This window comes from Paraburkholderia sp. J7 (genome assembly GCF_905220155.1).
GTDB lineage: Bacteria > Pseudomonadota > Gammaproteobacteria > Burkholderiales > Burkholderiaceae > Paraburkholderia.
In genome coordinates this window covers 261,807-282,995 of record NZ_CAJMYZ010000007.1, presented here as the reverse complement: position 1 = coordinate 282,995, position 21,189 = coordinate 261,807, and the positions used below count along the sequence as shown (strand labels likewise).

At 64.4% G+C, this 21,189-nt stretch carries 19 protein-coding genes; 7 read left to right on the top strand and 12 right to left on the bottom strand.

Features of this window, described 5'->3' with window-relative positions:
- The first annotated feature begins 23 nt into the window (after positions 1–23).
- Together iaaH and U5A58_RS14490 are read left to right on the top strand one after the other, a co-directional pair.
- The gene (gene iaaH, locus U5A58_RS14495) at positions 24–1,478 is read left to right on the top strand and encodes an indoleacetamide hydrolase (protein ID WP_321961914.1); all 1,455 of its coding nucleotides are present in this window, start codon (positions 24–26) and stop codon (positions 1,476–1,478) included.
- Positions 1,479–1,756: 278 nt separating this feature from the next.
- Positions 1,757–2,518, top strand: coding sequence for a CDP-diacylglycerol diphosphatase (locus tag U5A58_RS14490; protein ID WP_321961913.1), 762 nt, complete (start codon positions 1,757–1,759; stop codon positions 2,516–2,518).
- Positions 2,519–2,521: 3 nt separating this feature from the next.
- Here U5A58_RS14490 and U5A58_RS14485 read toward each other — a convergent pair whose 3' ends face one another.
- A complete protein-coding gene (locus tag U5A58_RS14485; protein WP_415774225.1) occupies positions 2,522–3,028 on the bottom strand; it encodes a MarR family winged helix-turn-helix transcriptional regulator in 507 nt (168 codons plus the stop codon).
- A gap of 66 nt (positions 3,029–3,094) precedes the next feature.
- Here U5A58_RS14485 and U5A58_RS14480 point away from each other — a divergent pair, with 66 nt between their 5' ends.
- Complete coding sequence (locus tag U5A58_RS14480) at positions 3,095–3,571, top strand: carboxymuconolactone decarboxylase family protein (RefSeq protein ID WP_321961911.1); 477 nt, start codon at positions 3,095–3,097, stop codon at positions 3,569–3,571.
- A 282-nt stretch (positions 3,572–3,853) separates the two neighbouring features.
- Positions 3,854–4,594 carry a hypothetical protein gene (locus U5A58_RS14475; protein ID WP_321961910.1) on the top strand — a complete coding sequence of 247 codons (741 nt, stop codon included), beginning with the start codon at positions 3,854–3,856 and terminating at the stop codon, positions 4,592–4,594.
- Between the two features lie 97 nt (positions 4,595–4,691).
- Here U5A58_RS14475 and U5A58_RS14470 read toward each other — a convergent pair whose 3' ends face one another.
- The 3 genes from U5A58_RS14470 to galU all read right to left on the bottom strand — a co-directional run bounded on the left by U5A58_RS14470 (position 4,692) and on the right by galU (position 7,880).
- On the bottom strand, positions 4,692–6,020 hold the full coding sequence (locus U5A58_RS14470) for an ATP-binding protein (RefSeq protein WP_321961909.1): 1,329 nt from the start codon (positions 6,018–6,020) through the stop codon (positions 4,692–4,694).
- Positions 6,017–6,754: a response regulator gene (locus tag U5A58_RS14465; RefSeq protein ID WP_028202613.1), complete on the bottom strand. Its 738-nt coding sequence runs from the start codon at positions 6,752–6,754 to the stop codon at positions 6,017–6,019. The genes U5A58_RS14470 and U5A58_RS14465 overlap by 4 nt, the downstream gene beginning before the upstream one ends.
- A gap of 181 nt (positions 6,755–6,935) precedes the next feature.
- Positions 6,936–7,880, bottom strand: a complete 945-nt coding sequence (galU, locus tag U5A58_RS14460) for a UTP--glucose-1-phosphate uridylyltransferase GalU (protein ID WP_321961945.1) — start codon at positions 7,878–7,880, stop codon at positions 6,936–6,938.
- Between the two features lie 333 nt (positions 7,881–8,213).
- Here galU and U5A58_RS14455 point away from each other — a divergent pair, with 333 nt between their 5' ends.
- Together U5A58_RS14455 and U5A58_RS14450 are read left to right on the top strand one after the other, a co-directional pair.
- A complete protein-coding gene (locus U5A58_RS14455; RefSeq protein WP_321961908.1) occupies positions 8,214–8,771 on the top strand; it encodes a carboxymuconolactone decarboxylase family protein in 558 nt (185 codons plus the stop codon).
- 37 nt (positions 8,772–8,808) lie between these two features.
- On the top strand, positions 8,809–9,654 hold the full coding sequence (locus U5A58_RS14450; protein ID WP_321961907.1) for a helix-turn-helix transcriptional regulator: 846 nt from the start codon (positions 8,809–8,811) through the stop codon (positions 9,652–9,654).
- Between the two features lie 140 nt (positions 9,655–9,794).
- On the opposite strand, the gene U5A58_RS14445 is transcribed toward U5A58_RS14450, so the two are convergent.
- From U5A58_RS14445 to U5A58_RS14430, 4 genes are read right to left on the bottom strand one after another with little or no spacing between them, the layout of a single operon-like run.
- Positions 9,795–11,804: an acetyl/propionyl/methylcrotonyl-CoA carboxylase subunit alpha gene (locus U5A58_RS14445; RefSeq protein WP_321961906.1), complete on the bottom strand. Its 2,010-nt coding sequence runs from the start codon at positions 11,802–11,804 to the stop codon at positions 9,795–9,797.
- Between the two features lie 33 nt (positions 11,805–11,837).
- A complete protein-coding gene (locus U5A58_RS14440) occupies positions 11,838–12,626 on the bottom strand; it encodes an enoyl-CoA hydratase/isomerase family protein (RefSeq protein WP_321934113.1) in 789 nt (262 codons plus the stop codon).
- Between the two features lie 19 nt (positions 12,627–12,645).
- A complete protein-coding gene (locus tag U5A58_RS14435) occupies positions 12,646–14,253 on the bottom strand; it encodes a carboxyl transferase domain-containing protein (protein WP_321911415.1) in 1,608 nt (535 codons plus the stop codon).
- Between the two features lie 35 nt (positions 14,254–14,288).
- Entirely contained in the window at positions 14,289–15,470 is a 1,182-nt protein-coding gene (locus tag U5A58_RS14430; RefSeq protein ID WP_158759228.1) for an isovaleryl-CoA dehydrogenase, read from the bottom strand.
- A 194-nt stretch (positions 15,471–15,664) separates the two neighbouring features.
- Here U5A58_RS14430 and U5A58_RS14425 point away from each other — a divergent pair, with 194 nt between their 5' ends.
- Positions 15,665–16,390 carry a TetR/AcrR family transcriptional regulator gene (locus U5A58_RS14425; RefSeq protein WP_321934112.1) on the top strand — a complete coding sequence of 242 codons (726 nt, stop codon included), beginning with the start codon at positions 15,665–15,667 and terminating at the stop codon, positions 16,388–16,390.
- A 35-nt stretch (positions 16,391–16,425) separates the two neighbouring features.
- On the opposite strand, the gene U5A58_RS14420 is transcribed toward U5A58_RS14425, so the two are convergent.
- From U5A58_RS14420 to U5A58_RS14405, 4 genes are read right to left on the bottom strand one after another with little or no spacing between them, the layout of a single operon-like run.
- The gene (locus U5A58_RS14420) at positions 16,426–17,913 is read right to left on the bottom strand and encodes a chemotaxis protein CheW (RefSeq protein ID WP_321961905.1); all 1,488 of its coding nucleotides are present in this window, start codon (positions 17,911–17,913) and stop codon (positions 16,426–16,428) included.
- A complete protein-coding gene (locus U5A58_RS14415; protein WP_321961904.1) occupies positions 17,910–18,464 on the bottom strand; it encodes a chemotaxis protein CheD in 555 nt (184 codons plus the stop codon). The genes U5A58_RS14420 and U5A58_RS14415 overlap by 4 nt, the downstream gene beginning before the upstream one ends.
- Entirely contained in the window at positions 18,448–19,290 is an 843-nt protein-coding gene (locus U5A58_RS14410) for a protein-glutamate O-methyltransferase CheR (RefSeq protein ID WP_321961903.1), read from the bottom strand. The genes U5A58_RS14415 and U5A58_RS14410 overlap by 17 nt, the downstream gene beginning before the upstream one ends.
- A 15-nt stretch (positions 19,291–19,305) precedes the next feature.
- Entirely contained in the window at positions 19,306–21,003 is a 1,698-nt protein-coding gene (locus U5A58_RS14405; RefSeq protein ID WP_321961902.1) for a methyl-accepting chemotaxis protein, read from the bottom strand.
- Between the last annotated feature and the right edge of the window lie 186 nt (positions 21,004–21,189).

Below are 21,189 nucleotides of genomic sequence, written 5' to 3'. Positions count from 1 at the left end.
TGGCCGCACGAGGAGAACGCCGCATGACCTGGACTGTCGACCAGCAACTGGAATTGAGCGCGACGCAAGCCGTCGAGGCCATCCACGCAGGACAACTGAAGGCCGCCGACTACGTCGCCACGCTGCTCGCGCGCGCACAAGCGCTCTCCAACCTCAACGCGTTCACCGTGCTCGACGTGGAAGGCGCGCTCGCAGCCGCGCAACGCATCGACGCGCTAGCGCCAGGCGAGCGCGCGCGCCTGCCGCTTGCGGGGCTGCCCGTGGCCGTGAAGGACAACATCAATACGCGCGGTCTGCAAACCTCGGCGGGCACGCCCGCGCTCGAAGGCTTCCTGCCCGCGCGTCACGCGCCTTCGGTGCAGCGCCTCGTCGACGCCGGCGCAATCGTGCTCGGCAAAGCCAACATGCACGAGCTTGCATTCGGCATCACCAGCACGAATCTCGCGCCGCATGCCGGGCCCGTGCGCAACCCCTGGGATCCCGAACGAATTCCTGGTGGCTCGTCAGGCGGCACGGCGGCCGCCATCGCAGCGCGCATCGTACCCGCGGGACTGGGCACCGACACGGGCGGCTCCACGCGCATTCCCGCCGCGCTGTGCGGCATCGTCGGTTTGCGCCCGAGCGTGGGCGACGGCGGCACGCAGCGCCGCTATCACGACCCGCAAGCCGTCGTGCCGATCAGCCATACGCGCGACACGGTCGGGCCAATGGGACGCACCGTTGCCGATGTCGCGCTGCTCGACGCCGTGATCACGGGGCACGGTCCGCTCTCGCCTGCCGCCGTGCCGAATCTGCGCATTGGCCTGCCCGCGCCGCTGTGGGAAGGCCTCGAAACCGCGCTCGAAGATGTGGCGCGCGTAGCGCTCGCGAAGCTCGAAGCCGCGGGCGTCACGCTCGTGCCTGTCGAAATGCGCGAGCTGCTCGCGCTGAACGACCGCGTGAGCTACGCGATCGCGCTGCACGAGCCCATCGACGATCTCGCCGCGTGGCTCGTTGCGAACCACGCGCCCGCGCAAACCGTGGCCGAGGTCGCCGCGCGTATTGCGAGCCCCGACGTGCGCGCGGCCTACGACGCCGTGCTCGCCGACGCGCGCGGCGGCGACTACCACGGCGCGATGACCGTGTGGCGGCCGCGCCTGCAGCAGCTCTATGCACAGACCTTCTCCGCTAGCGGCCTCGACGCGCTGCTCTTTCCCACGACGCGGCTCGCCGCCGTGCCGATCGACGAGCTGAACGGTTCGTCTCGCGTGTCGATCGACGGCGCGGCGCCGATCGACGAACTGGAGGCGTACCTGCGCAACACCGATCCCGCGAGCAACGCCGGCATTCCGGGCCTCGCGCTCCCGGCGGGCCTTATCGACGCGCGCTTGCCAGTCGGTCTCGAACTCGACGGACCGGCCGGCGGCGACCGCCGGCTGCTCGCGATCGGGCTCGCGTTCGAAGCGATTCTGGGGACGCTGCCTGCGCCTGAAATTTGAGGCGACGACGCAACCTGGCAAGTTCGTCGCGGCCTTTGTGGCGTCGTTCCTCACGTGCTGGATCGCGAGGCACGTCGTATGAACGCCGGATTCGTTGCGCAAAACTCAGTGATCGCGCTGCTCGTCGCCGCGAGCCTCGTGACTGTCACCGGCATTGCGCTACACTGCGCGCTGCGTCGCGCCGCGACGTGGGCAGGCTCGCATCGCGGCGCGTTTGATCGAATGAATCCAGACCCTTCGTGCCGATGCGATCCCTGCGCCTTGCCCCTTTCGTACGGATGTCCCGCCTCGCCGTGGCCACGGCCGCAGTCGTTGCGCTCGCCGCCACGGGCGCCTGCGTGCGCCTCTCCGCGGTCGACTCCAACGGTCTCTGGAAAGTCGTGGGCGGCCAGTGCGTGCCGAACATGCGCGACAAGGGCCAGCCCGGCCCCTGCACCACCGTCGACTTCCAGAAACGCTATGCCGTGCTCAAGGACATCGCAGGCCGCGCGCAATATCTCGTGATTCCCACCGACCGCGTGGCCGGCATCGAAAGCCCGGAGATTCTTTACGGCGGCGCGCCGGAGTACTGGGTAGGCGCATGGGGAGCGGGACGCTTTGTGGAAGCGAAACTCGGCATGCCGCTCGCCGGCAACCAGCTCGGCCTGGAGATCAACTCCTCGGAGCGCCGCACGCAGAATCAACTGCACATTCACGTCGATTGCATGCGCCCCGACATTACGAAAGCGCTCGCGCCGTATGGCGACATCGCGCCGGGCACGTGGCGCTGGACGACGCTCGACGGCTCGCGCTACCGTGTTACGCGCGTGACGAGCCTCTCGGACCGTAACAACCCGTTCCGCGTAGTCGAGCGCGATCTCGGCCCGAAACAGACCATGGCCGTGCAGACAATACTCGTGACGGGCGCAGGCCCCGATGCGCAGCGCAACGGCTGGCTCGTCGTGAACAGCGGGCTCGATGTCGATGGCGGAACAGGAACGGCGGAAGGCCTGCTCGACCATTCGTGCAGTCTCGCGCAGGAGAAAAGCGCCTCGCAGTAGCACTTAGCCGGCGTCGTCCTCGCGCGCGACGCTCACTAACCAGCGCCGTATCACCTGCTCTTCTTCGGCCGTGAAGCCCGCGGCCATGCGCGCCTCCAGCTTCTTTACACGCGAGCGGCACTGCTTGAGCAGCGCCTCGCCCTCCTCGGTCACGTCGATCTGCTGAATGCGCCCATGCACCGCGTGCGGCCGACGCACGATTGCGCCGCCGCGTTCGAGATTCGCGACGATCACACTCACCGTTTGCGGCGTGAGCGCCGCGAGCCTCGCGAGATCGGCGCCCGAAATGCCGGGGTACGCGGCCAGCATCGTCAGCACGACGAACTGCGGCGGCGTAATGCCGATATCGTCGAGCGCGCGCTCCATGCGCAAACGGTGCGCCGCACCCGCCTGGCGCAGCAAGTAGCCGAAATAGCCCGCCTCGCCGCGCTTGCCCTCACCGACCTCCGGAATGGCGCTCACGGGCTCGCCCCTCTTCATGGCCGGGTCATTCTTCGCTGTCTTGCGCATAATGTCAGAGTTCGAATATGATGTTCGTGCTCTGATATTAACTGCCAAACTTCGCGAGGTCCAGTCATGTCCAGCGCTTCCACTCGTATTGCTTACGAAACCTTCGTGCGCGACGCCGCCCCCGTGGCCGCCGCGCTCTCCGCCATGAGCAAGGCGGTCGATGCTTCCGGGCTCGAAAAGCCGCTCACCGAGTTGCTGAAAATCCGCGCCTCGCAAATCAACGGCTGTGCTTTCTGCATTCAGTATCACCTCAACATTGCGCGCGAAAAAGCCGTGCCGCGCGTCAAGCTCGATCTCGTGGCCGCATGGCACGAGGCGCAGGAATGCTTCAGCGAGCGTGAACGCGCCGCGCTGGCCTACACCGAGGCGCTGAGCGCGAAACTCCATGAAGGCGTGAGCGATGCGCTTTACGACGACGTTGCGCGGCAATTTCCCGGCGAACAGATGGCGTTCTTGACCGCCGCCGTGGCAAATATCAATGCGTGGAACCGCATTGCCGTGGCGCTGCGTTTTGCGCCGCCGGTGCGCGACGAAGCGGCCTGATTGCCGCCCAGGAAAGGAAAGGTAAGGATTACGCGAGATTCTTACCAGAACCCTTTCCTCCAATTACAAAGCCACCCCCTGCGGCGAAAGGCGACATACGATTGCGCCGACTGAGTGGCCTGACCAGCCATCTCGGTCGAGCATCGACCATATCGCACATTTACCGGGGGGTTAAACATGTCGATAAGCGCGTTATCCAACTCAAACTCGCTGTATTCCACCTGGGCGGCTTACCAGGCAGACGGACAAACCACAAGCAACAGCCAGACGCCGGGCATGCCCATGTCCTCGGACGCCTCGTCGGACTCTAACAACGTCAATCCGCTCGTTGCCGCCATCGCCTCGGCGCTCTCGTCGCTCGGCTTCACGACCGACAGCACGGCCAGTGCTTCCGCTAGCGCCGGCAGTTCCGATTCGTCGTCGAGCACCACCGCTTCGACGTCGAGCACGTCGGCCACTTCGCCCGATGCACTGGCCGCCGCGCTTCAGCAATTCCTCGGCGCGCTGTTCCAGGCCGCCGCGCAACAAAGCGGCGCCACCGTGACGGGCACGGACGACAGCAGCGACAGCAGCACGGTTTCGTCGGCAAGCGCTGCGTCTGCGACGAGCGCGGCTTCGGGTTCTTCGAGTTCCAGCACGTCGTCCGCGTCGAGCGATACGAGCAGCGCAGCCGCGATGATGCCTCCGCTGCCGCCTCCGCCGCCCTCGTCGGCGGGCGGCTACGGTAACGATCTGGCCTCGGCGATCTCGAACCTCGCGCAGTCGCTTACTTCGGCTTCCTCGGATTCGAGCAGCACGTCATCCGATTCGAGCGCGTCAAGCAGCACATCGAGCAGCAGCAGTTCGGACAGCGAATTGACGTCCGACTTCCAGAACCTCTTGACGGCCATGGGCGCATCGTCGAGCAGTTCCACAAGCGACACGACGTCCGAGCTTCAGCAATTCCTCACGACGCTCGCAAGCAACCTGCAACAGCAGGGCCCGGGCGCGGCGAGCGGCCTGTTCGTGAGCACGACGGCCTGACCCCAATCCGTCCACAAGCGCCCGCTTTTCAAGCGTTGGTACGTTTGTTTGCGCGCCGGTCCGCGAGGGCTCGGCGCGCTTTTTTCGTGTTGGCGTATCAGGTGTGGTTGACGGGAAAGCTGAGTTGCACGAGCAGGCCGCCTTCGGGATGATTCTCGACGTCGCAATGGCCGCCGCAGTCGCGCGCGAGCCGCGCGACGATGGCCAGCCCGAGACCGCAATGGCCTTCGCCGCCACGCGCCGCACTCAGACGTACGAACGGCCTCATGGCCGCCGGAATCCGCTCGGGCTCGATACCAGCGCCGTGATCGCGCACGCTTATCCGGCACGATCCGCTTTCGATCGCCGTCGAAATTTCGACCGGCGGTGCGCCATACTCGAGCGCGTTGTCGACCAGATTCGTGACGAGCCGGTCCAACGTCACCTGCGGCAGCTTGAACCGGGGGCCAGCGCGCAAATCGAGCACGAATAGCGGCCCGTTGCCGCCCTCGATTTCGTCAGGATTGCCAAACTGGCTTTGCAGAAAGCCATCGACGCTCAGCAGCCTACCCGCGTCGGGCGACTGTTGCGCGAACTCCAGAAACTGCTGGACGATGTGGGTGAGCGAGTCGACGTCGCGCAGCATGCCGTTGCGCTCCGACTCCTCTGCCATCAGCGTCGCACGCAGTTTCAGCCGGGTAAGCGGGGTCTTCAGATCATGCGCAATGCCGCTCAGCATCACCACGCGGTCGTCTTCGGCCTCGTTCACACAGCGCATCATGTCGTTGAACGACGTACTCACATCGCGCAGTTCGCGTGGCCCCTTGCCTTCGAGCGGCGCAATGCGCTCACCCGTGCCGAACCGGCGCGCCGCCTGTGCGAGACTCGCAAGCGGTTTCTGGATCTGCCAGGCAGCAAGGAAGGACAGCGTAAGCGCTGCCAGCAGCATCGAGATTCCTTCGATGACGAAACGCGGCGGCGGCGGAATATCAACGGGCACGACGACCCAGGTCGTGCTGCCCGGAAAGCGCACCCATAGTTGCGGCGGCCGCCCATCGTCCACGGCGAACTGCGTGCCGGGCGGCAATTGTTCGCGTAGATGGCGCGTCAAGTCGACTAGCGGCCGGCGCGTCGGTTCGTGCAAATGAACGTCCTTGGGCACGTTCCACACCGGCACGCGGTGCACGCGCAGCACGGCGCTCAGGTCGCCGTCCTTCTGCGGCTCGAGAGAGCCGCCCAGATGCACGGGTGGCGGCACTGTGCCGCCACCGACGTGCTCCTCGCTGGCCACGCGCAGCGCGAGCAGCACGCCGCGTGCGAAACCGTCGACTTCATGGCGCGGCGGCTGGCGGGCAAGCAGCAAAAACCAGCCAAGCTGCATGGAAAGCAAAACCGCCGTCGAGAGCAACGCCATGCGCCCGAACAGCGTATTCAACGGACTTCTCACTGAATTGCTGCGCCGTGCGCCTCCGAATAATTCGCGGGATCCGGCACGAATACATAGCCCTTGCCGCGCACCGTTTGAATATGGCGCGGATTCGACGGATCGGCCTCGATCACGCGGCGCAGGCGCCAGATCGGCACGTCGAGGCTGCGTTCGTGAAACTCGCGCTCGTCGCGGTGCACGATATCGTGGATCAGCGTGCGCGAAAGCACTTTGTAGGGATGCGTGGCGAATACCTTCAGCAGCGCGAATTCGCTTTCCCGCAAGGGGATTTGCGTGTCGCCGCAGGAGAGCGTGCGCATCGTGAAGTCGAGTTCGAAATCGCCGAACCGGTAGCGCCGGCGCGCTTCCGGCGCGCTCGCGGTGGACGGGCCACGCCGGCGCAGAATGTTCTGGATGCGCACGAGCAGTTCGTGCGGATCGAAGGGCTTCGGCAAATAGTCGTCCGCGCCCAGCGAAAGCCCGCGAATGCGATCGCTCACCGCGCCGCGCGCCGTAACGAAAATCACGGGAATGTCGTCGCCGGCCGCGCGCAGGGCGGCGATGGCCTCGAGGCCGTCGGTCTCGGGCATCATGATGTCCAGCACCACGATGGACGGACGTTCGCGCTCGAGGCGGCGCTGGAGGTGGACGCCGTCGTGCAGCACGGCCGTATCGAAGTTATGCGAGCGCAGAAAACGGCTCAGCAGGTCGCGCACGACGGGATCGTCGTCGACAATGAGGACGCTGGGGTTCATGCCGCGATTTTAAAGCAGCGGGGCGGGCGGAACCTTGCAACGTTTCTTACCTTTCCTTTCCTCGCATCACCTTTGAAAAAGGGCGGAATCATCGGGTTCCATCCAGATAGCATGAAACCCTGCAATGGAGCCTGCACGTTCGCACGGATCGTTCAATTCTCCTATGCAACCTGGCATGACTTCAGTGCGCGAGTTCCTGCACGCCCGGAGCCAGCTGGTTGAGCATCGGAACCGGTGCCCACGCACCCAGTTGCAACGCGCCAACGCGCTCGCGCAGCCATGCGTCGAAGGTCTCGTGCAATTCCGCATGCCGCAGGGCGAAATCAACCGTCGCCTGAACATAGCCGAGCTTGGTGCCGCAGTCGTAGCGCTTGCCAACGAACTCGTAGGCCAGCACCTGCTCCCCCTCGCGCATTGAATGGATGGCGGGCGTGAGTTGGATCTCGCCATTCAAGTCGGGCTTCACCGAACGCAAATGCTCGAAGATGCTTGGCATGAGCACATAACGTCCGGCAACGCCGAAGCTCGACGGCGCCAGTTCGGGCGATGGCTTCTCGACGATGCGGCTGACGCTGATCACGCGTTCGTCCCAATGGCGGCCATCGATCACGCCGTGCGTCGTGGACTCTCGCGAATCGAATTCCTCGACTGCGAGAACCGAGGAATCGTAGTGGCTGAATATATGCACCATCTGCGCGAGCACCGGGGGCGTTCCGTCGAGCAGATCGTCAGCGAGCACGATTGCAAACGGCTCGTCGCCAATCAGCTTTTCTGCGCAGAGTATCGCGTGGCCAAGACCAAGCGGCTCGGCTTGCCGAACGTAGATGCACTCCACGTTGGCCGGCTTGATGTCCTGCACGAGTTCGACAAGATTCTGCTTGCCTCGCGCCCTCAGCCGATGTTCGACCTCGTAGGACTTGTCGAAATGATCCTCGATGACACGCTTTCCGCGGCCCGTGACGAATATCAGTTCCGTGATGCCTGCGGCTATCGCTTCTTCCACAGCGTATTGAATGAGCGGTTTGTCGATAACAGGCAGCATTTCCTTCGGGCTCGCCTTCGTTGCGGGCAGAAAGCTCATATCGATTCCCGCCACCGGGAACACAGCTTTACGAACACCAAGCATGATGACCTCACCTGTCTGGTAGAGCGGTGGTATGGCCATGGTGGGTTGCCGAAGATTTGCACTCCGACCCCGCATCTCCCCGCGTGGGGAGTCGGCTCGGCGACAGGCGTCCCAAGGTTCGACCTGAAAGGTCTGCCGAAAAGCCTGCACACATGATCGCACTGTTTTCCTGAGAAATGCGCGTTCGAAAACGCGGCCAACCCTGCACGCCAAAGCGCGCGATTCACTGCAGCGCCGCTATTACATGGCATGTAATTGGCGCGGCGCGCCGTCGCTTCTACTCTTCGGCTGTCGCGTCGCCAATCCGGTGGCGCTCAACGCCCAGGAGTCAGCATGTCCACCTATCCTCAACACACGATCGAGTCCGCACCCGCGCAATCGCAACCCGTGCTCCAGCAACTGCAGCAGACGTTCGGCATGATCCCGAACATCGCGGCGAAGATGGCCAACTCGCCCGTGCTGATCGGCGGTTTTTTCAGCGTGTTCCAGCGTGTCCACTCGAGCAGCCTGACCGAGCCGCAGATCCAGACACTGCTGCTGACCAACGCCGTCACGAATGCAGCCGAATGGCCGGTTGCGTTTCATACGGCGCTAGCCTTGAAGGAAGGCGTCAGTCGCACCGACGTCGAAGCGATGCGCCACGGCCGCCTGCCGGCCGACGCGCAACTGGCTGCCTTGTCGACGCTTGCGCGCACGCTGATCGAAAAGCGCGGCCGCATCTCCGGCGAAGACCAGCAGCGCTTTCTCGATGCGGGGTTCAGCGCCGAGCAGACGCTGGAGGTCATCGCGGTGGTCGCCGCATCGGCCATCACGAACTACGTGGCGAGCGTGACACACCCGGCGCTCGAAGCGCAGTTCGAACCATTTGCCTGGCGTGCGAACGCGGCGTGAGTCCGCTATCGTTGCTCACTTGAACTAAGGAGAACCGATGAACCCCACGCGAGCCGTCCCACACGCGCCGCAAAGCGAACTCGGCACCCTGCTGCGCTATTGGCGGGATGCGCGTGGCGTGAGTCAACTCGATCTGTCGCTGGATGCGGGGATCTCCCAGCGGCAGATCAGCTTTATCGAAAGCGGGCGCAGCGTGCCGGGCCGTGACACGCTGCTTGCCCTTGCACAGACACTCGACGTGCCGCTGCGCGAGCGCAACGCCCTGCTGCTCGCTGCCGGCTACGCGCCCGTTTATTCGGAAGCCCCATGGAACGCGCAGGAAATGCAGCACGTCGTGCGGGCGCTGGAGCGCGTGATTCGTCAGCACGATCCGTATCCGGCCATCGTCATGGACCGGCACTGGAACGTGCTGATGACCAACGACGCCGCGCCGCGCTTCTTCGGCCACTTCATCGACATGGCGGCGCGCACGGGCCGGCGCAACATGCTGCATTTGATGTTCGATCCTCAGGGCCTGCGCCCCTTCCTTGCAGACTGGGAGAACGTTTCGCGAAGCCTGTTGCAACGTGTCTATCGCGAAGCGGTTGGCCGCGTGATCGACGACGAAACCCGCATGCTTCTCGATGAATTGCTTGCATATCCCGGCGTGCCGGGCGACTGGAAAGCGCATCACGGATCGAGCAGCACGCCTGGCATGCCAGTCATTCCACTGAGTTTCATCAGCAACGGCAGCGTGCTTCGCTATTTTTCGATGGTGACAAGCGTGGGCGCGCCGCAAAACGTCGCCGCTCAGGAATTGCGCCTTGAATGCATGTTCCCAGCCGACGACGATACCGAAACGCGGCATCGGGAACTGCTTGCGGCGCATGAGAAACAACGCTGAGCGGTTCCTGGCCGCAAGCGAAAAAAAGGGCGCTCCGCCATAACAGAGCGCCCCAGGGTAAAACTCTCACGTCGCTCTCCGGCTACAGGGAAACCGGAAAGAACTCATTGGCCCAGCCAGTCATCTCTCATCAAGCATCGTCAAGCGGCTTCGAGCACGAGCAATTGCGCGCCGTCCGCCACCTGGTCGCCTACGCCGTACAAAACTTCGGTAACCTTACCAGCCGCCGGTGCGCCGATTGTGTGCTCCATCTTCATCGCTTCCATGACGATGAGCGGCGTGCCTTTTTCGACCACGGCGCCCGGCTCCACCAGCACGGCGATCACCTTGCCCGGCATGGGCGCGGTCAGGCGGCCCTCCCCGTGCTCCGCGTCGGCGGCGTGCGCGAGCAGGTTCTGCCACTCGAACGCCATTGCCGTGCCGAGGCAGAACACATGAAACACGTCGCCGTCGATGAATACGCGACCCTTTACGTGCTTGTCGCCGATGGTCGCGCCGTACTCGTCCGCGCCGTCGCCGCGCCACCATGTGTAACGCGCCGCGTGGCCGGCATAAGCGAGCGTCTGTTCGCTGCCGTCATGCGTATGCGCCACGGCGAACGCCGTGTCGCTTTCGACGTCGCGCCAAGCAAGCGATTGCGAAAAGCCGCTATTCAAGCGCCAATGCGAAAGCGACTGCCACGGCGACGTGCCCGTCGTCAGGCCGCCCTCGCGGCCAAGCAGCGCCGCACACGCGAGCGCAACCGCTTCGCGAACCGGCTTCTGCTGCGGCGAGAACAACGCGTCGTGGTTACGCTCGATCAGGCCCGTGTCGAGATCGGCACTCGCAAACGGCTCACAGGTCACGAGCCGGTGCAGAAATTCGACGTTCGTATGCGGGCCGACCACCTCGCACGCTTCGAGAGCACGCTCCATGCGTGCCAGCGCGTCGTCGCGCGTCGCGCCGTGCACGATCAGCTTGGCGATCATCGGATCGTAGAACGGCGTAATGGTGTCGCCCTCACGCACGCCGCTGTCGATGCGCACGCTTGCGCGCTGGCCCGCGTCGCCGAGCCGGAACTCAACGCCCTCGGGCATGCGCAGATGCTTGAGCGTGCCTGTGGAGGGCAGGAAGCCGCGCGCCGGGTTTTCCGCGTAAATGCGCGCTTCGAGTGCATGGCCCGTGATCGTAAGCTGCGACTGCCCGAGCGGCAGCGGCTCGCCCGCGGCCACGCGCAATTGCCATTCGACGAGATCGAGGCCCGTGATCATTTCCGTCACGGGGTGCTCGACCTGCAGGCGCGTGTTCATCTCCATGAAGTAGAAGTCGGCGCCCGTCATGATGAATTCGACGGTGCCCGCACCCTCGTAATGCACCGCACGCGCCGCGGCCACGGCCGCCTCGCCCATGGCGCGGCGCACGTTGTCTGCCAGACCCGGCGCGGGTGCTTCTTCGAGCACTTTCTGGTGACGGCGCTGCACCGAGCAGTCGCGGTCGAACAGGTAGACCGCGCCGCCGTGCTTGTCGGCGAACACTTGCACTTCGACATGGCGCGGCCGCATGAGGTACTTCTCGATCAACACGCGGTCGTTGCCGAAGCTGCTGGCCGCCTCGCGCTTGCACGAAGCGAGCGCCGCCGCGAAATCTTCGCTGCGCTCGACCACGCGCATGCCCTTGCCGCCGCCGCCCGCGCTTGCTTTGAGCAGCACGGGGTAGCCCATTGCGTCCGCCTCGCGCTGCAGGAGCGCGGGGGCCTGGTCGTCGCCGTGATAGCCCGGCACGAGCGGCACGGCCGCCGCATGCATCAGCGCTTTCGCGGCCGCCTTCGAGCCCATGGCGGCGATTGCCTCGACCGGCGGCCCGATAAAGGCGATGCCCGCCGCTTCGCATGCGCGGGCAAAGTCTTCGTTCTCCGAAAGAAAGCCATAGCCGGGGTGAATGGCCTGAGCGCCTGTGGCGCGTGCGGCTTCGATAATGCGCTCAAAGCGCAGATAGCTTTGCGCAGCGGCCGCTTCGCCGATATGCACGGCTTCGTCGCAGGCCGCGACGTGCTTGGCGTTCGCGTCGGCGTCCGAGTACACGGCCACGCTCTTCACGCCGAGCCGCCTGCACGTAGCCGCCACCCGGCATGCAATCTCGCCGCGGTTGGCGATCAGGATTTTGTTGAACATGTGCTGTCCTCGCTTCGTTTCCTGCTTCTTGCCTTATTGATCGCGCCAGCGCGGCGTACGCTTTTCAAGGAACGACGAGACGCCGTCGCGCCCCTCCTCGCTCGCGCGAATACGCGCGATACGAACGGCGGTGTCTTCGATCAACGCGTTGTCGATCGTTTGGCCCGCGACGTCCTGCACGAGCTGCTTGCACTCGCGCACGGCGTTCGGGCTGTTCGTGCAAAGCGTTTCGGTAATGCGTTGCACCGTGGCGTCGAGTGCTTGCGCACTCACGGCTTCGCTCACGAGGCCAAGCCGCTGCGCGGTGGCGCAGTCGAAGGCTTCGGCGGTGACGAAGTAGCGGCGCGATGCCTGCTCGCCAAGCGCGCGGATCACGTAAGGCGCGATCGTGGCGGGCATGAGGCCGAGGCGCGCTTCGGAAAGGCAGAAGTGTGCGGTTTCCACGGCTACGACGATATCCGCCGCGCAAACGAGACCCATGCCGCCCGCATAGGCGTCGCCATGCACGCGTGCGACGACCGGCTTCGGACAGCGATAGACCGCCGAAAGCATTTGCGCGAGACGCATGGCGTCGGCGCGATTCTCCTCGTCGGAATAGCCGGCCATCTTGCGCATCCAGTTCAGGTCCGCGCCTGCGCAAAAGGCCTTGCCATTGCCGGCGAGCACGATCGCGCGCACGTTGTCGTGTGCGCCGAGCGCCGTGAAAGCCGCCGTGACGTCCGCGATCATCGTCTCGTTGAACGCGTTGCGCACGTCCGGGCGATTGAGCGTGACAGTCGCCACGTGTCCGACGATGTCTACGGTGAGCGTTTCGTATTGCATTGTTCTCGTCCTCAATGCATCACATGCGGAACACGCCGAAGCGCGTCTCTTCGATCGGCGCATTCATCGTGGCGGAAAGGCCGAGGCCGAGCACGTCGCGCGTTTGCGCCGGGTCGATCACGCCGTCGTCCCAAAGGCGTGCGCTCGCGTAGTACGGATGGCCCTGCACCTCGTATTGATCGCGAATCGGCTGCTTGAATGCATTTTCTTCTTCGGCGCTCCACGTGCCACCCTTCGCTTCGATGCCGTCGCGGCGCACCGTGGCGAGCACGGATGCGGCTTGCTCGCCGCCCATCACCGAAATGCGCGCGTTCGGCCACATCCACAGGAAACGCGGCGAATACGCGCGGCCGCACATGCCGTAATTGCCTGCGCCGAACGAGCCGCCAATGATGACCGTGAATTTCGGCACCTTGGCCGTGGCCACCGCCGTCACCATCTTCGCGCCGTTGCGCGCAATACCTTCGTTCTCGTACTTGCGGCCCACCATGAAGCCCGTGATGTTCTGCAGGAACACGAGCGGAATCTTGCGCTGGCAGCACAGTTCGATGAAGTGCGTGCCCTTGAGCGCCGACTCGGAAAACAGAATGCCGTTGTTCGCGATGATGCCGACCGGGTGGCCCCAGATGTGCGCGAAGCCGGTCACGAGCGTGGTGCCGTAGCGCGCCTTGAATTCGTCGAAAGCCGAGTCGTCGACGATGCGGGCGATGACCTCGCGCACGTCGAACGGCTTGCGCGTATCGACGGGAATCACGCCGTAGAGGCTTTTCGCGTCGAAGCGCGGCGGCAGCGGTTCGCGCAGCACAACAGGCGGCGTTTTCGTACGGTTCAGATTGCCGACGATCGAACGCGCAATTGCCAGCGCGTGGGCGTCGTTCTGAGCGAGATGGTCGACCACGCCGGAAAGACGCGTGTGGACGTCGCCGCCGCCCAGGTCCTCGGCGCTCACTTCCTCGCCCGTCGCCGCTTTTACGAGCGGCGGGCCGCCGAGGAAAATCGTGCCCTGGTTCTTCACGATGATCGACTCGTCGCTCATGGCCGGCACATACGCGCCGCCAGCCGTGCACGAGCCCATCACCACGGCGATCTGCGGAATACCCTGCGAAGACAGATTCGCCTGGTTGTAGAAAATGCGGCCGAAGTGATCGCGGTCCGGGAATACCTCGTCCTGGTTCGGCAGGTTGGCGCCGCCCGAATCGACGAGATACACGCACGGCAGGTTGTTTTCCTGCGCGATTTCCTGCGCGCGCACGTGCTTCTTCACCGTGACCGGATAGTACGTGCCGCCCTTCACCGTGGCGTCGTTGCAAACGATCACGCACTCCTGGCCGGCAATGCGGCCAATGCCCGTGATGATGCCCGCGCCCGGCGCGTCGTCGTTATACATGCCGTAAGCCGCGAGTTGCGAGAACTCCAGAAACGGCGTGCCCGGATCGAGCAGTTGCGCAATGCGATCGCGCGGCAGCAGTTTGCCGCGCGAGAGGTGCTTGTCGCGCGCGGCCTCGCCGCCGCCGAGCGACAGCTTCTGGATCTTCTCGCGCAGGTCCGCGACGAGCGCTTCGAGTGCCGCGGTATTGGCCTTGAAGTCTTCCGAGCGCGGATTGAGCTTCGATTCGATGACCGGCATCCCGTCCTCCCTTGATTAACCTGAGTTGCCTGGGATTACATCGTTTCCGCGAACAGCTCGCGGCCGATCAACATGCGGCGAATCTCGCTCGTGCCCGCGCCGATTTCGTAGAGCTTCGCGTCGCGCCAGAGACGCCCCACCGGATACTCGTTGATATAACCATTGCCGCCGAGAATCTGAATGGCTTCGCCCGCCATCCACGTGGCCTTTTCCGCCGTGTAGAGAATCACACCCGCGCAGTCCTTGCGCACCTGGCGCACGTGGTCCTTGCCGAGCGTGTCGAGCTGGCGGCCCACTGCGTAGAGATATGCGCGGCACGCCTGGTACGTCGTGTAGAGATCGGCGACCTTGCCCTGAATGAGCTGGAATTCGCCGATGGCCTGGCCGAACTGCTTGCGGTCGTGGATGTAAGGCACGACGGCGTCCATGACCGCGGCCATGATGCCCGTGGGGCCGCCCGCGAGCACGGCGCGCTCGTAGTCGAGGCCACTCATCAGCACCTTCACGCCGCCGTTGAGCTGGCCCAGGATGTTCTCTTCGGGCACTTCCACGTCCTGGAACACCAGTTCGCCCGTATGCGAGCCGCGCATGCCGAGCTTGTCGAGCTTCTGTGCAACCGAAAAGCCCTTCATGCCTTTCTCGACGATGAACGCCGTAATGCCGCGCGACCCTGCTTCGGGGTCGGTTTTCGCATAGACCACCAGCGTGTCGCAATCCGGGCCGTTGGTGATCCACATCTTCGTGCCGTTGAGCACGTAGCGGTCGCCCTTCTTTTCCGCGCGCAGCTTCATGCTCACGACGTCCGAACCCGCGTTCGGCTCGCTCATGGCGAGCGCGCCGATGTGTTCGCCCGAAACGAGCTTCGGCAGGTACTTGCGCTTTTGCGCCTCGGTGCCGTTGCGATGAATCTGGTTCACGCACAGGTTCGAATGTGCACCGTATGAAAGGCCGACCGAGGCGGACGCGCGCGAGATTTCCTCCATCGCGACCATGTGCGCCGTGTAGCCCATGTTCGCGCCGCCGTATTCCTCCGAAACCGTCATGCCGAGCACGCCCAGGTCGCCGAACTTGCGCCAGAGGTCCATCGGGAACTGGTCGGTGCGGTCGATTTCGCCCGCGCGCGGCGCGATTTCCTTCGCCGCAAAGCCGGCGATGCTGTCGCGCAGCATTTCGACTTCTTCGCCAAGCGGGAACTGCAAACCGGGTACGTTGCTCATGTGTGTCTCCAGAGAATCTCGGTCCGGGCGCTGCTTCGCCCCATGGACGCCCATTTCACGCCACATTTACGTTAACGTCAATAGGTATTTCTGAGTGATGCTCAAGTTGTCATGAAGATGAAATTTCCTTGTCTGGCGGCGATTCTTTCGTAGATAATGAATTCCACCGTGACGCAAATTGAATCAAGCTCAACATGGAAGCCGTTGCCCAGAAAGCCGTCCTGCCCGCTTCGCGCCGCCAGCCGGCGGGCCGCAAGTCGCAGCAGCGCGTGCGGGAAATCCTTCAAGCGGGTCGCGAGGTGTTCTCGGAAAAAGGGTACGCACGCGCCACCACGGCCGAGATCGCCCAGCGCCTGGGCGTGTCCGAGGCAACGGTGTTCAGCTACTTTCGGGGCAAACGCGAGTTGTGCGCGCGCGTGATCGGCGACTGGTATGACGAATCGATCGCCGCGATCGAAGGCGGCCTGCCGCGCGACGGCACCGTGCGCCAGCAGTTTGCATTCATCGTGCGCATGCATCTGCAGTTGATGCTGGAGAGCGGCACCGGCATCTGCGAACTGGTGCTCTCGGAAGGCCGCACGCGCCACCACGATCTGAGCGACGCGCTAACGGAAATGCAGCGCCGCTACACTGCGCCGCTCATGCGGGTGCTCGCGCGCGGCCAGGAAAACGGCCAGATCCGCAACGACCTGCCGCTGCGGCTGCTGCGTTCGCTGGTGTTCGGGCCCATGGAGCACGTGCTGTGGGACGCGACGCTCGCCAACCGCCGCACGGACATCGACGCCACGGCCGACCGGCTCGTGGATGCGCTCTGGTCGGCCCTGCAGCCGCCCAACCTCGAACTCGCCGCGCTAGCGCAATTCAGCCAGGACGTGGGTGAAGCGGTGCGCCGGCTCGAGCGCGAACGCGCCGCGCGCTAGCCGGCGCGCCGCTTCGCACACTGGTTGGCCAGCCATCAAACCGCCGCTTCCTCGGCCACGCGCGCGCATAGCGAAGCGGGGTCGAGCAGCATCAGCGTGCCCTTGCCCGGCAGTTCCACGGCTTCGCGCATGTCGTTGCGCACGCACGCGCCTTCGCTGCGCGTGAACGACTGCGGCAACGCGAGCTGGGCCGAACCGGTCAGCGTCACGATATCTTCGACCGAATCGACAAGCAGTCCGTATTTTTCACGCTCGTATTCGACGATGAGCACCTTCGCGCGCGCGAGGTCCTCATACGGCGGCATGCCGTACATCGCGCGCACATCGATCACGGTCACGAGCACGCCGCGCAGGTTGAGCATGCCGCGCACGACACTCGGCAGCCCCGGCGTATGCACGATGTCGTCGCGATAGTCGATTACCTCGCGTAACTGGGCGATGCGCACGCCGATCAACTGGCCGATGCGGAACGTCACGAGCGTTTGCCGCGTGCCTGCACCGCGCTTTTGCGCCGCCTGCGTCAGAGCGTTGCGATACAGATCGCGATGACCCGCCGCGAGCGCCACGACACGCTCGTTGGCAAACAGCGCGTCGGCGTTCATGAGCAGCACGCCCGCGCCATCTTCGGCCGCCAGATAGCCCGTGAACAGCGAGCGCTGCGCATTGCCGCCGTAGGCCGGCATGGGCAGCAGGTCTTCTTCGCGGTATGCAACGATGCTCGCCACTTCGTCCACCAGCATGCCGAAATGCAGGTCGTTGCGATGAAGCACGACAATGCGCCGCTCGTCCACACGCGCCTCGTCGCCGCTCGCGCGTGCGAAGCCCAGCAGCGCGCTGAAATCGAGCACGGGAATCGTCGCGCCGCGCAGGTTCAGCATGCCGATGCATACCTCGTTGGCGAGCGGCGACTGCTGCAAGGCCGGCACGCGGATAATTTCCTGGATCGCGTCCATCGGCAACGCGAGCGCCGTGGCGCCCACCTTGAACGACACGTTCTGGCGGCGTTGCCCCTGGTGCGCCCGCCGCTCGGCCGTGCGCGGCGCCGTTTGCGCGAGCTGCGGCATGTCGCGCAAACTGAGCAGCACCGCGGGCGCAAGCACCTGCAGAATGCGCTCGCCGCCGTCGAGCTTGAGCACCGCGCCAATCGCCATGGGCGGGCTGCCCTCGGGCACGTCGAGCGTGATGACCTGCTCGCGCGGCACACGCAAAATTTCGCCCGTCGCGTCGAACAGCAGCCCTACGCGTACGCCGCCGGATTCGACGATGGCGATCTTGCGCGCCGCGCTCGTGCTCTCGGCGTTCAAACGCAGCAGCTGCCGCAGATCGACCACGGGAATCAGCGTGCCGCGCAGGTTGAAAAGCCCGAGCAAATACGACGGTGCAAGCGGGATCGCTGTGAGCGTCTCGGGCGGATTGACGACCTCCTGCAAAGCAGACACCGGCAGCGCCAGTTCGGTGCCCGCCAGATGGAACGAGCCGTACAGTTCCACGTTCGGGCCGGCTGCAAGCGTGCGTAGACTCATCGAGTGACTCCTTGTTCCGGCAACTGCGAGGGCATCACAGAGGACTTCGGCTCGAGCGAGCGCGAAAAGTGGCGCACAGCATAGTGATGCTGCTCGCAGTCGATGCTCAGCTGGCGACCGCACTCGCCGCCCACGTCGACATGCACGAGTTTCAGCCGCGCGTCGGTCAGCATCTGGCGCGCAATGCGAACGTTTAGCTCTCCGATCGGTTCGTGAATTGTCGTGCGATGGTGCATCATGTTCGCGCCCCCCGCGAGCACAGCCTCGATATCGCCATCGCGGGCCTCGTGGGCGTGCATCATCGCGAGCAGTTTCGGCAACGCTTCGATCACGTACTTCGCGCCATTGCCGGCCTGCGGAGCACCGGCGACCCGTGCGCCTCCCGTGGGCTCGGGCAACAGACAATGGGCTAACCCGTATGTCGCGCGCGAGCGCCACAGGAGCCCGATGCCCACGCACGACCCCAGCGTCGCGCGCAGGATTTTTCCTTCCTCGCCGCTGCTCACGGCGATTTCACACATTCGCACCTGCACGTCACGCTGGATGCTCATGTTCACGTACCTCGTTGCGATAGATGAGCGGCTGTTCGAAAACGAATCCCGCTGCGACCCGGCTCAGCGATTCGGACTCGCCCACGATCAGCACGGCGCCCGGCCGCATCGCCCGCCGCACGTTGGCGAGCACGGCCTTCTGGCCTTCGAGATCGAAATAGATCAGGACATTGCGCAACAGGACCAGATCGAACCGGCCGAGATCGCGCGGGACGTCGTAGAGGTTGTGACGGCGAAAGCTCACGTGCGTGCGCAAGGCCTCGTTCACGCTGATGCCCGCCGCGTCGCTGCGAAAATACCGCTGCACGAGTTCCGGCCGCTGCTGGCGCAGGCTCTCCATGCTGCGGCCGGCATAGTGTCCGGCGCGTGCGCTTGCAAGAATGCCGTCGGAGATATCGGTGCCGACGATCGCATAGCGTAGCGAGGGATGCAGCAAGCGCAACTCCTCGCAGAGCATGGCCGTCGTCCACGCCTCCTCGCCACTCGACGCCGCAGCCGACCAGACGCGCAAGGGCTCGCCCGTACGCTGTGCTGCCCAGCGCGGCAGGAATTCGCCCGCCAGATACTCCCAGATGCGGGGCGTGCGAAAGAACGACGTCTCGTTTGTCGTGACGAGATCGATGAAGTCGCGCACCTCGTCCGAGCTGCCGTCGAGCAAGCGCAAATAGTCGCCATAGTCGGGCAGCCCGAGCGTCATGATGCGGCGGCGCAAGCGGCCCTTGAGCATGGTCCACTTGCGCTCGTTCATCGCGATGCCGGTATGCCGGCGCACCTTCTCGAACAGCGCGTTACGCACCGAAAGTTCGGCATCCTGATCGATATCCACTGCAACCTCCAGACTTCACACCACGAAGCGCGCCACCGTCGTGTCGAGACCCACCGCCCCGCCCTTGAGCGACGCCGCCGCGCGCGCGATCGTGTCGCATGCGCCCGCCGACTTCTCGGTTTCCTCGGCTACCTGCTGAATCGCGGCGCTCACTTCGCGGGCCGCAATGAGCTGCTCGTCCGCGCCGCAGGAGATTTCCGAAATCGCCTGGGTCGTGCGACTCACGCCGGCCACGATCTTCTCGAACGCCTCGCCCGCCTGCTTCGAAATTTCGCTGCCCTGCGCAACGCGTTTCACCGACTCGTTGATTAGCTTCGAGATTTCCTTCGTCGCTTGCGAAGAGCGTTCCGCCAGCTTGCGCACTTCATCGGCGACCACGGAGAAGCCGAGGCCGTGCTCACCCGCGCGCGCCGCCTCGATCGCCGCGTTGAACGCGAGCAGATTGGTCTGGCTTGCGATCTCGCCTATGACCTTGATGATCTCGCCAATATCCTCCGACGAGCGGTTGATCAACTCCATCGCCTCGATCGATCGCGTCACGGCCTTCGCGCCGCGCTCCGCTTCCTGTTGCGTGTCCTTGGCGAGCTGGTCGGCGCCGCGCGAATTGTCGGCGATCGAGTTGATGGACGCCGTGAGTTCCTCGATCGACGCGTTCATTTCCTCGACCGTCGCGCCGAGCAATTGTGCGCCGCTCGCCACGGTGTCCGCGCGCGCGGCGATGTCCTGCGAAGAGTCCTTGAAGGTGCCCGCCGATTCGACCACCTTGCCGATCACGCCTGCGAGGTCGCTCATCATGCCCTTGATGCCGGCGGCCAGCTGGTCGATCGGCTCCTCGCCGGTGACCTCGACGTCGCCCGTGAGGTCGCCGGCGGCCGCGCGGCTCACCACGCCGAGCAGCTTCTCGACCTTGCGCTGATCGTCCTGCGCGCGACGCTTCACGCTCTCTTCCAGCTCGACCTGGGCGCTCACGTCGTTGGCGAACTTGATGACCTTGTAGAGCCGGCCATTCATGTCGAAGATCGGGTTATAGGTCGCCTGGATCCACACCACGCGGCCGCCCTTGGCGATGCGCTTGTAACGTCCCGCGTCGAACTCGCCGCGATTGAGCTTGGCCCAGAACTCGCGATAGTCGGGGCTGGCCGCGTACGACTCCTCGCAGAACATGCGGTGATGCTTGCCGAGAATTTCTTCGAGACGATAGCCGAGCGTGTCGAGGAAATTCTGGTTCGCGTGCAGCACGACTCCGCCCGTGTCGAACTCGATCACGGCCTGGGCCTTGTCGATGGCGCGCAGACGCCCTTCGTATTCCGCGTGCTGCTGCTTGGCGGCGGTGATATCGGTGGCGAACTTGATGACCTTGTAGGGCCGGCCGTTTTCGTCGATCACCGGGTTGTACGACGCGTTGATCCAGATCTCGCGGCCGCCGCGCCCTACGCGCCGGTATTCGCCGCGGTCGAACTCGCCGCGGCCAAGCCGGTCCCAGAACTGGCGATAAGCCTCGGTACGCACATAATCAGGATCACATAACATCCGGTGATGCTTGCCGCGCACTTCCTCGAGCGTATAGCCGAGCGTCGCGAGGAAATTCTCATTGGCGTGAAGAATGGTGCCTTGAAGGTCGAATTCGATGACTGCCTGAACACGATTTAGCGCTGCATTGACTGCGCTTAATTCACGTAATTCGATCTGACGATCCGGTGTCGATTGTTCCATGGTCCTGCCCTCGTATTGGGTTCGCTTTCGATGCAAATCGGATTGCGGCGTGCCGCCGTCAGGTTCGGGCGATTTCTCTCGGATTTTTTATTTGGCGCTCGTGGCGCCTCGATGCTGCATCTCTTACCCGTGTTTTATCGGCTCACTATCTGGTTAACTTGACCAGGGGTTTGTGCTAAGGCAAAC

What these genes read in the sequence shown, in the direction of transcription:
- U5A58_RS14430 (WP_158759228.1), bottom strand. Translation starts at nt 15,470, where the DNA reads ATGAGCAACGTACCCGGTTTGCAGTTCCCGCTTGGCGAAGAAGTCGAA.
- U5A58_RS14425 (WP_321934112.1), top strand. Translation starts at nt 15,665, where the DNA reads ATGGAAGCCGTTGCCCAGAAAGCCGTCCTGCCCGCTTCGCGCCGCCAG.
- U5A58_RS14455 (WP_321961908.1), top strand. Translation starts at nt 8,214, where the DNA reads ATGTCCACCTATCCTCAACACACGATCGAGTCCGCACCCGCGCAATCG.
- iaaH (WP_321961914.1), top strand. Translation starts at nt 24, where the DNA reads ATGACCTGGACTGTCGACCAGCAACTGGAATTGAGCGCGACGCAAGCC.
- U5A58_RS14445 (WP_321961906.1), bottom strand. Translation starts at nt 11,804, where the DNA reads ATGTTCAACAAAATCCTGATCGCCAACCGCGGCGAGATTGCATGCCGG.
- U5A58_RS14490 (WP_321961913.1), top strand. Translation starts at nt 1,757, where the DNA reads ATGTCCCGCCTCGCCGTGGCCACGGCCGCAGTCGTTGCGCTCGCCGCC.
- galU (WP_321961945.1), bottom strand. Translation starts at nt 7,880, where the DNA reads ATGCTTGGTGTTCGTAAAGCTGTGTTCCCGGTGGCGGGAATCGATATG.
- U5A58_RS14420 (WP_321961905.1), bottom strand. Translation starts at nt 17,913, where the DNA reads ATGAGTCTACGCACGCTTGCAGCCGGCCCGAACGTGGAACTGTACGGC.
- U5A58_RS14465 (WP_028202613.1), bottom strand. Translation starts at nt 6,754, where the DNA reads ATGAACCCCAGCGTCCTCATTGTCGACGACGATCCCGTCGTGCGCGAC.
- U5A58_RS14405 (WP_321961902.1), bottom strand. Translation starts at nt 21,003, where the DNA reads ATGGAACAATCGACACCGGATCGTCAGATCGAATTACGTGAATTAAGC.
- U5A58_RS14475 (WP_321961910.1), top strand. Translation starts at nt 3,854, where the DNA reads ATGTCCTCGGACGCCTCGTCGGACTCTAACAACGTCAATCCGCTCGTT.
- U5A58_RS14450 (WP_321961907.1), top strand. Translation starts at nt 8,809, where the DNA reads ATGAACCCCACGCGAGCCGTCCCACACGCGCCGCAAAGCGAACTCGGC.
- U5A58_RS14435 (WP_321911415.1), bottom strand. Translation starts at nt 14,253, where the DNA reads ATGCCGGTCATCGAATCGAAGCTCAATCCGCGCTCGGAAGACTTCAAG.
- U5A58_RS14440 (WP_321934113.1), bottom strand. Translation starts at nt 12,626, where the DNA reads ATGCAATACGAAACGCTCACCGTAGACATCGTCGGACACGTGGCGACT.
- U5A58_RS14485 (WP_415774225.1), bottom strand. Translation starts at nt 3,028, where the DNA reads ATGCGCAAGACAGCGAAGAATGACCCGGCCATGAAGAGGGGCGAGCCC.
- U5A58_RS14415 (WP_321961904.1), bottom strand. Translation starts at nt 18,464, where the DNA reads ATGAGCATCCAGCGTGACGTGCAGGTGCGAATGTGTGAAATCGCCGTG.
- U5A58_RS14480 (WP_321961911.1), top strand. Translation starts at nt 3,095, where the DNA reads ATGTCCAGCGCTTCCACTCGTATTGCTTACGAAACCTTCGTGCGCGAC.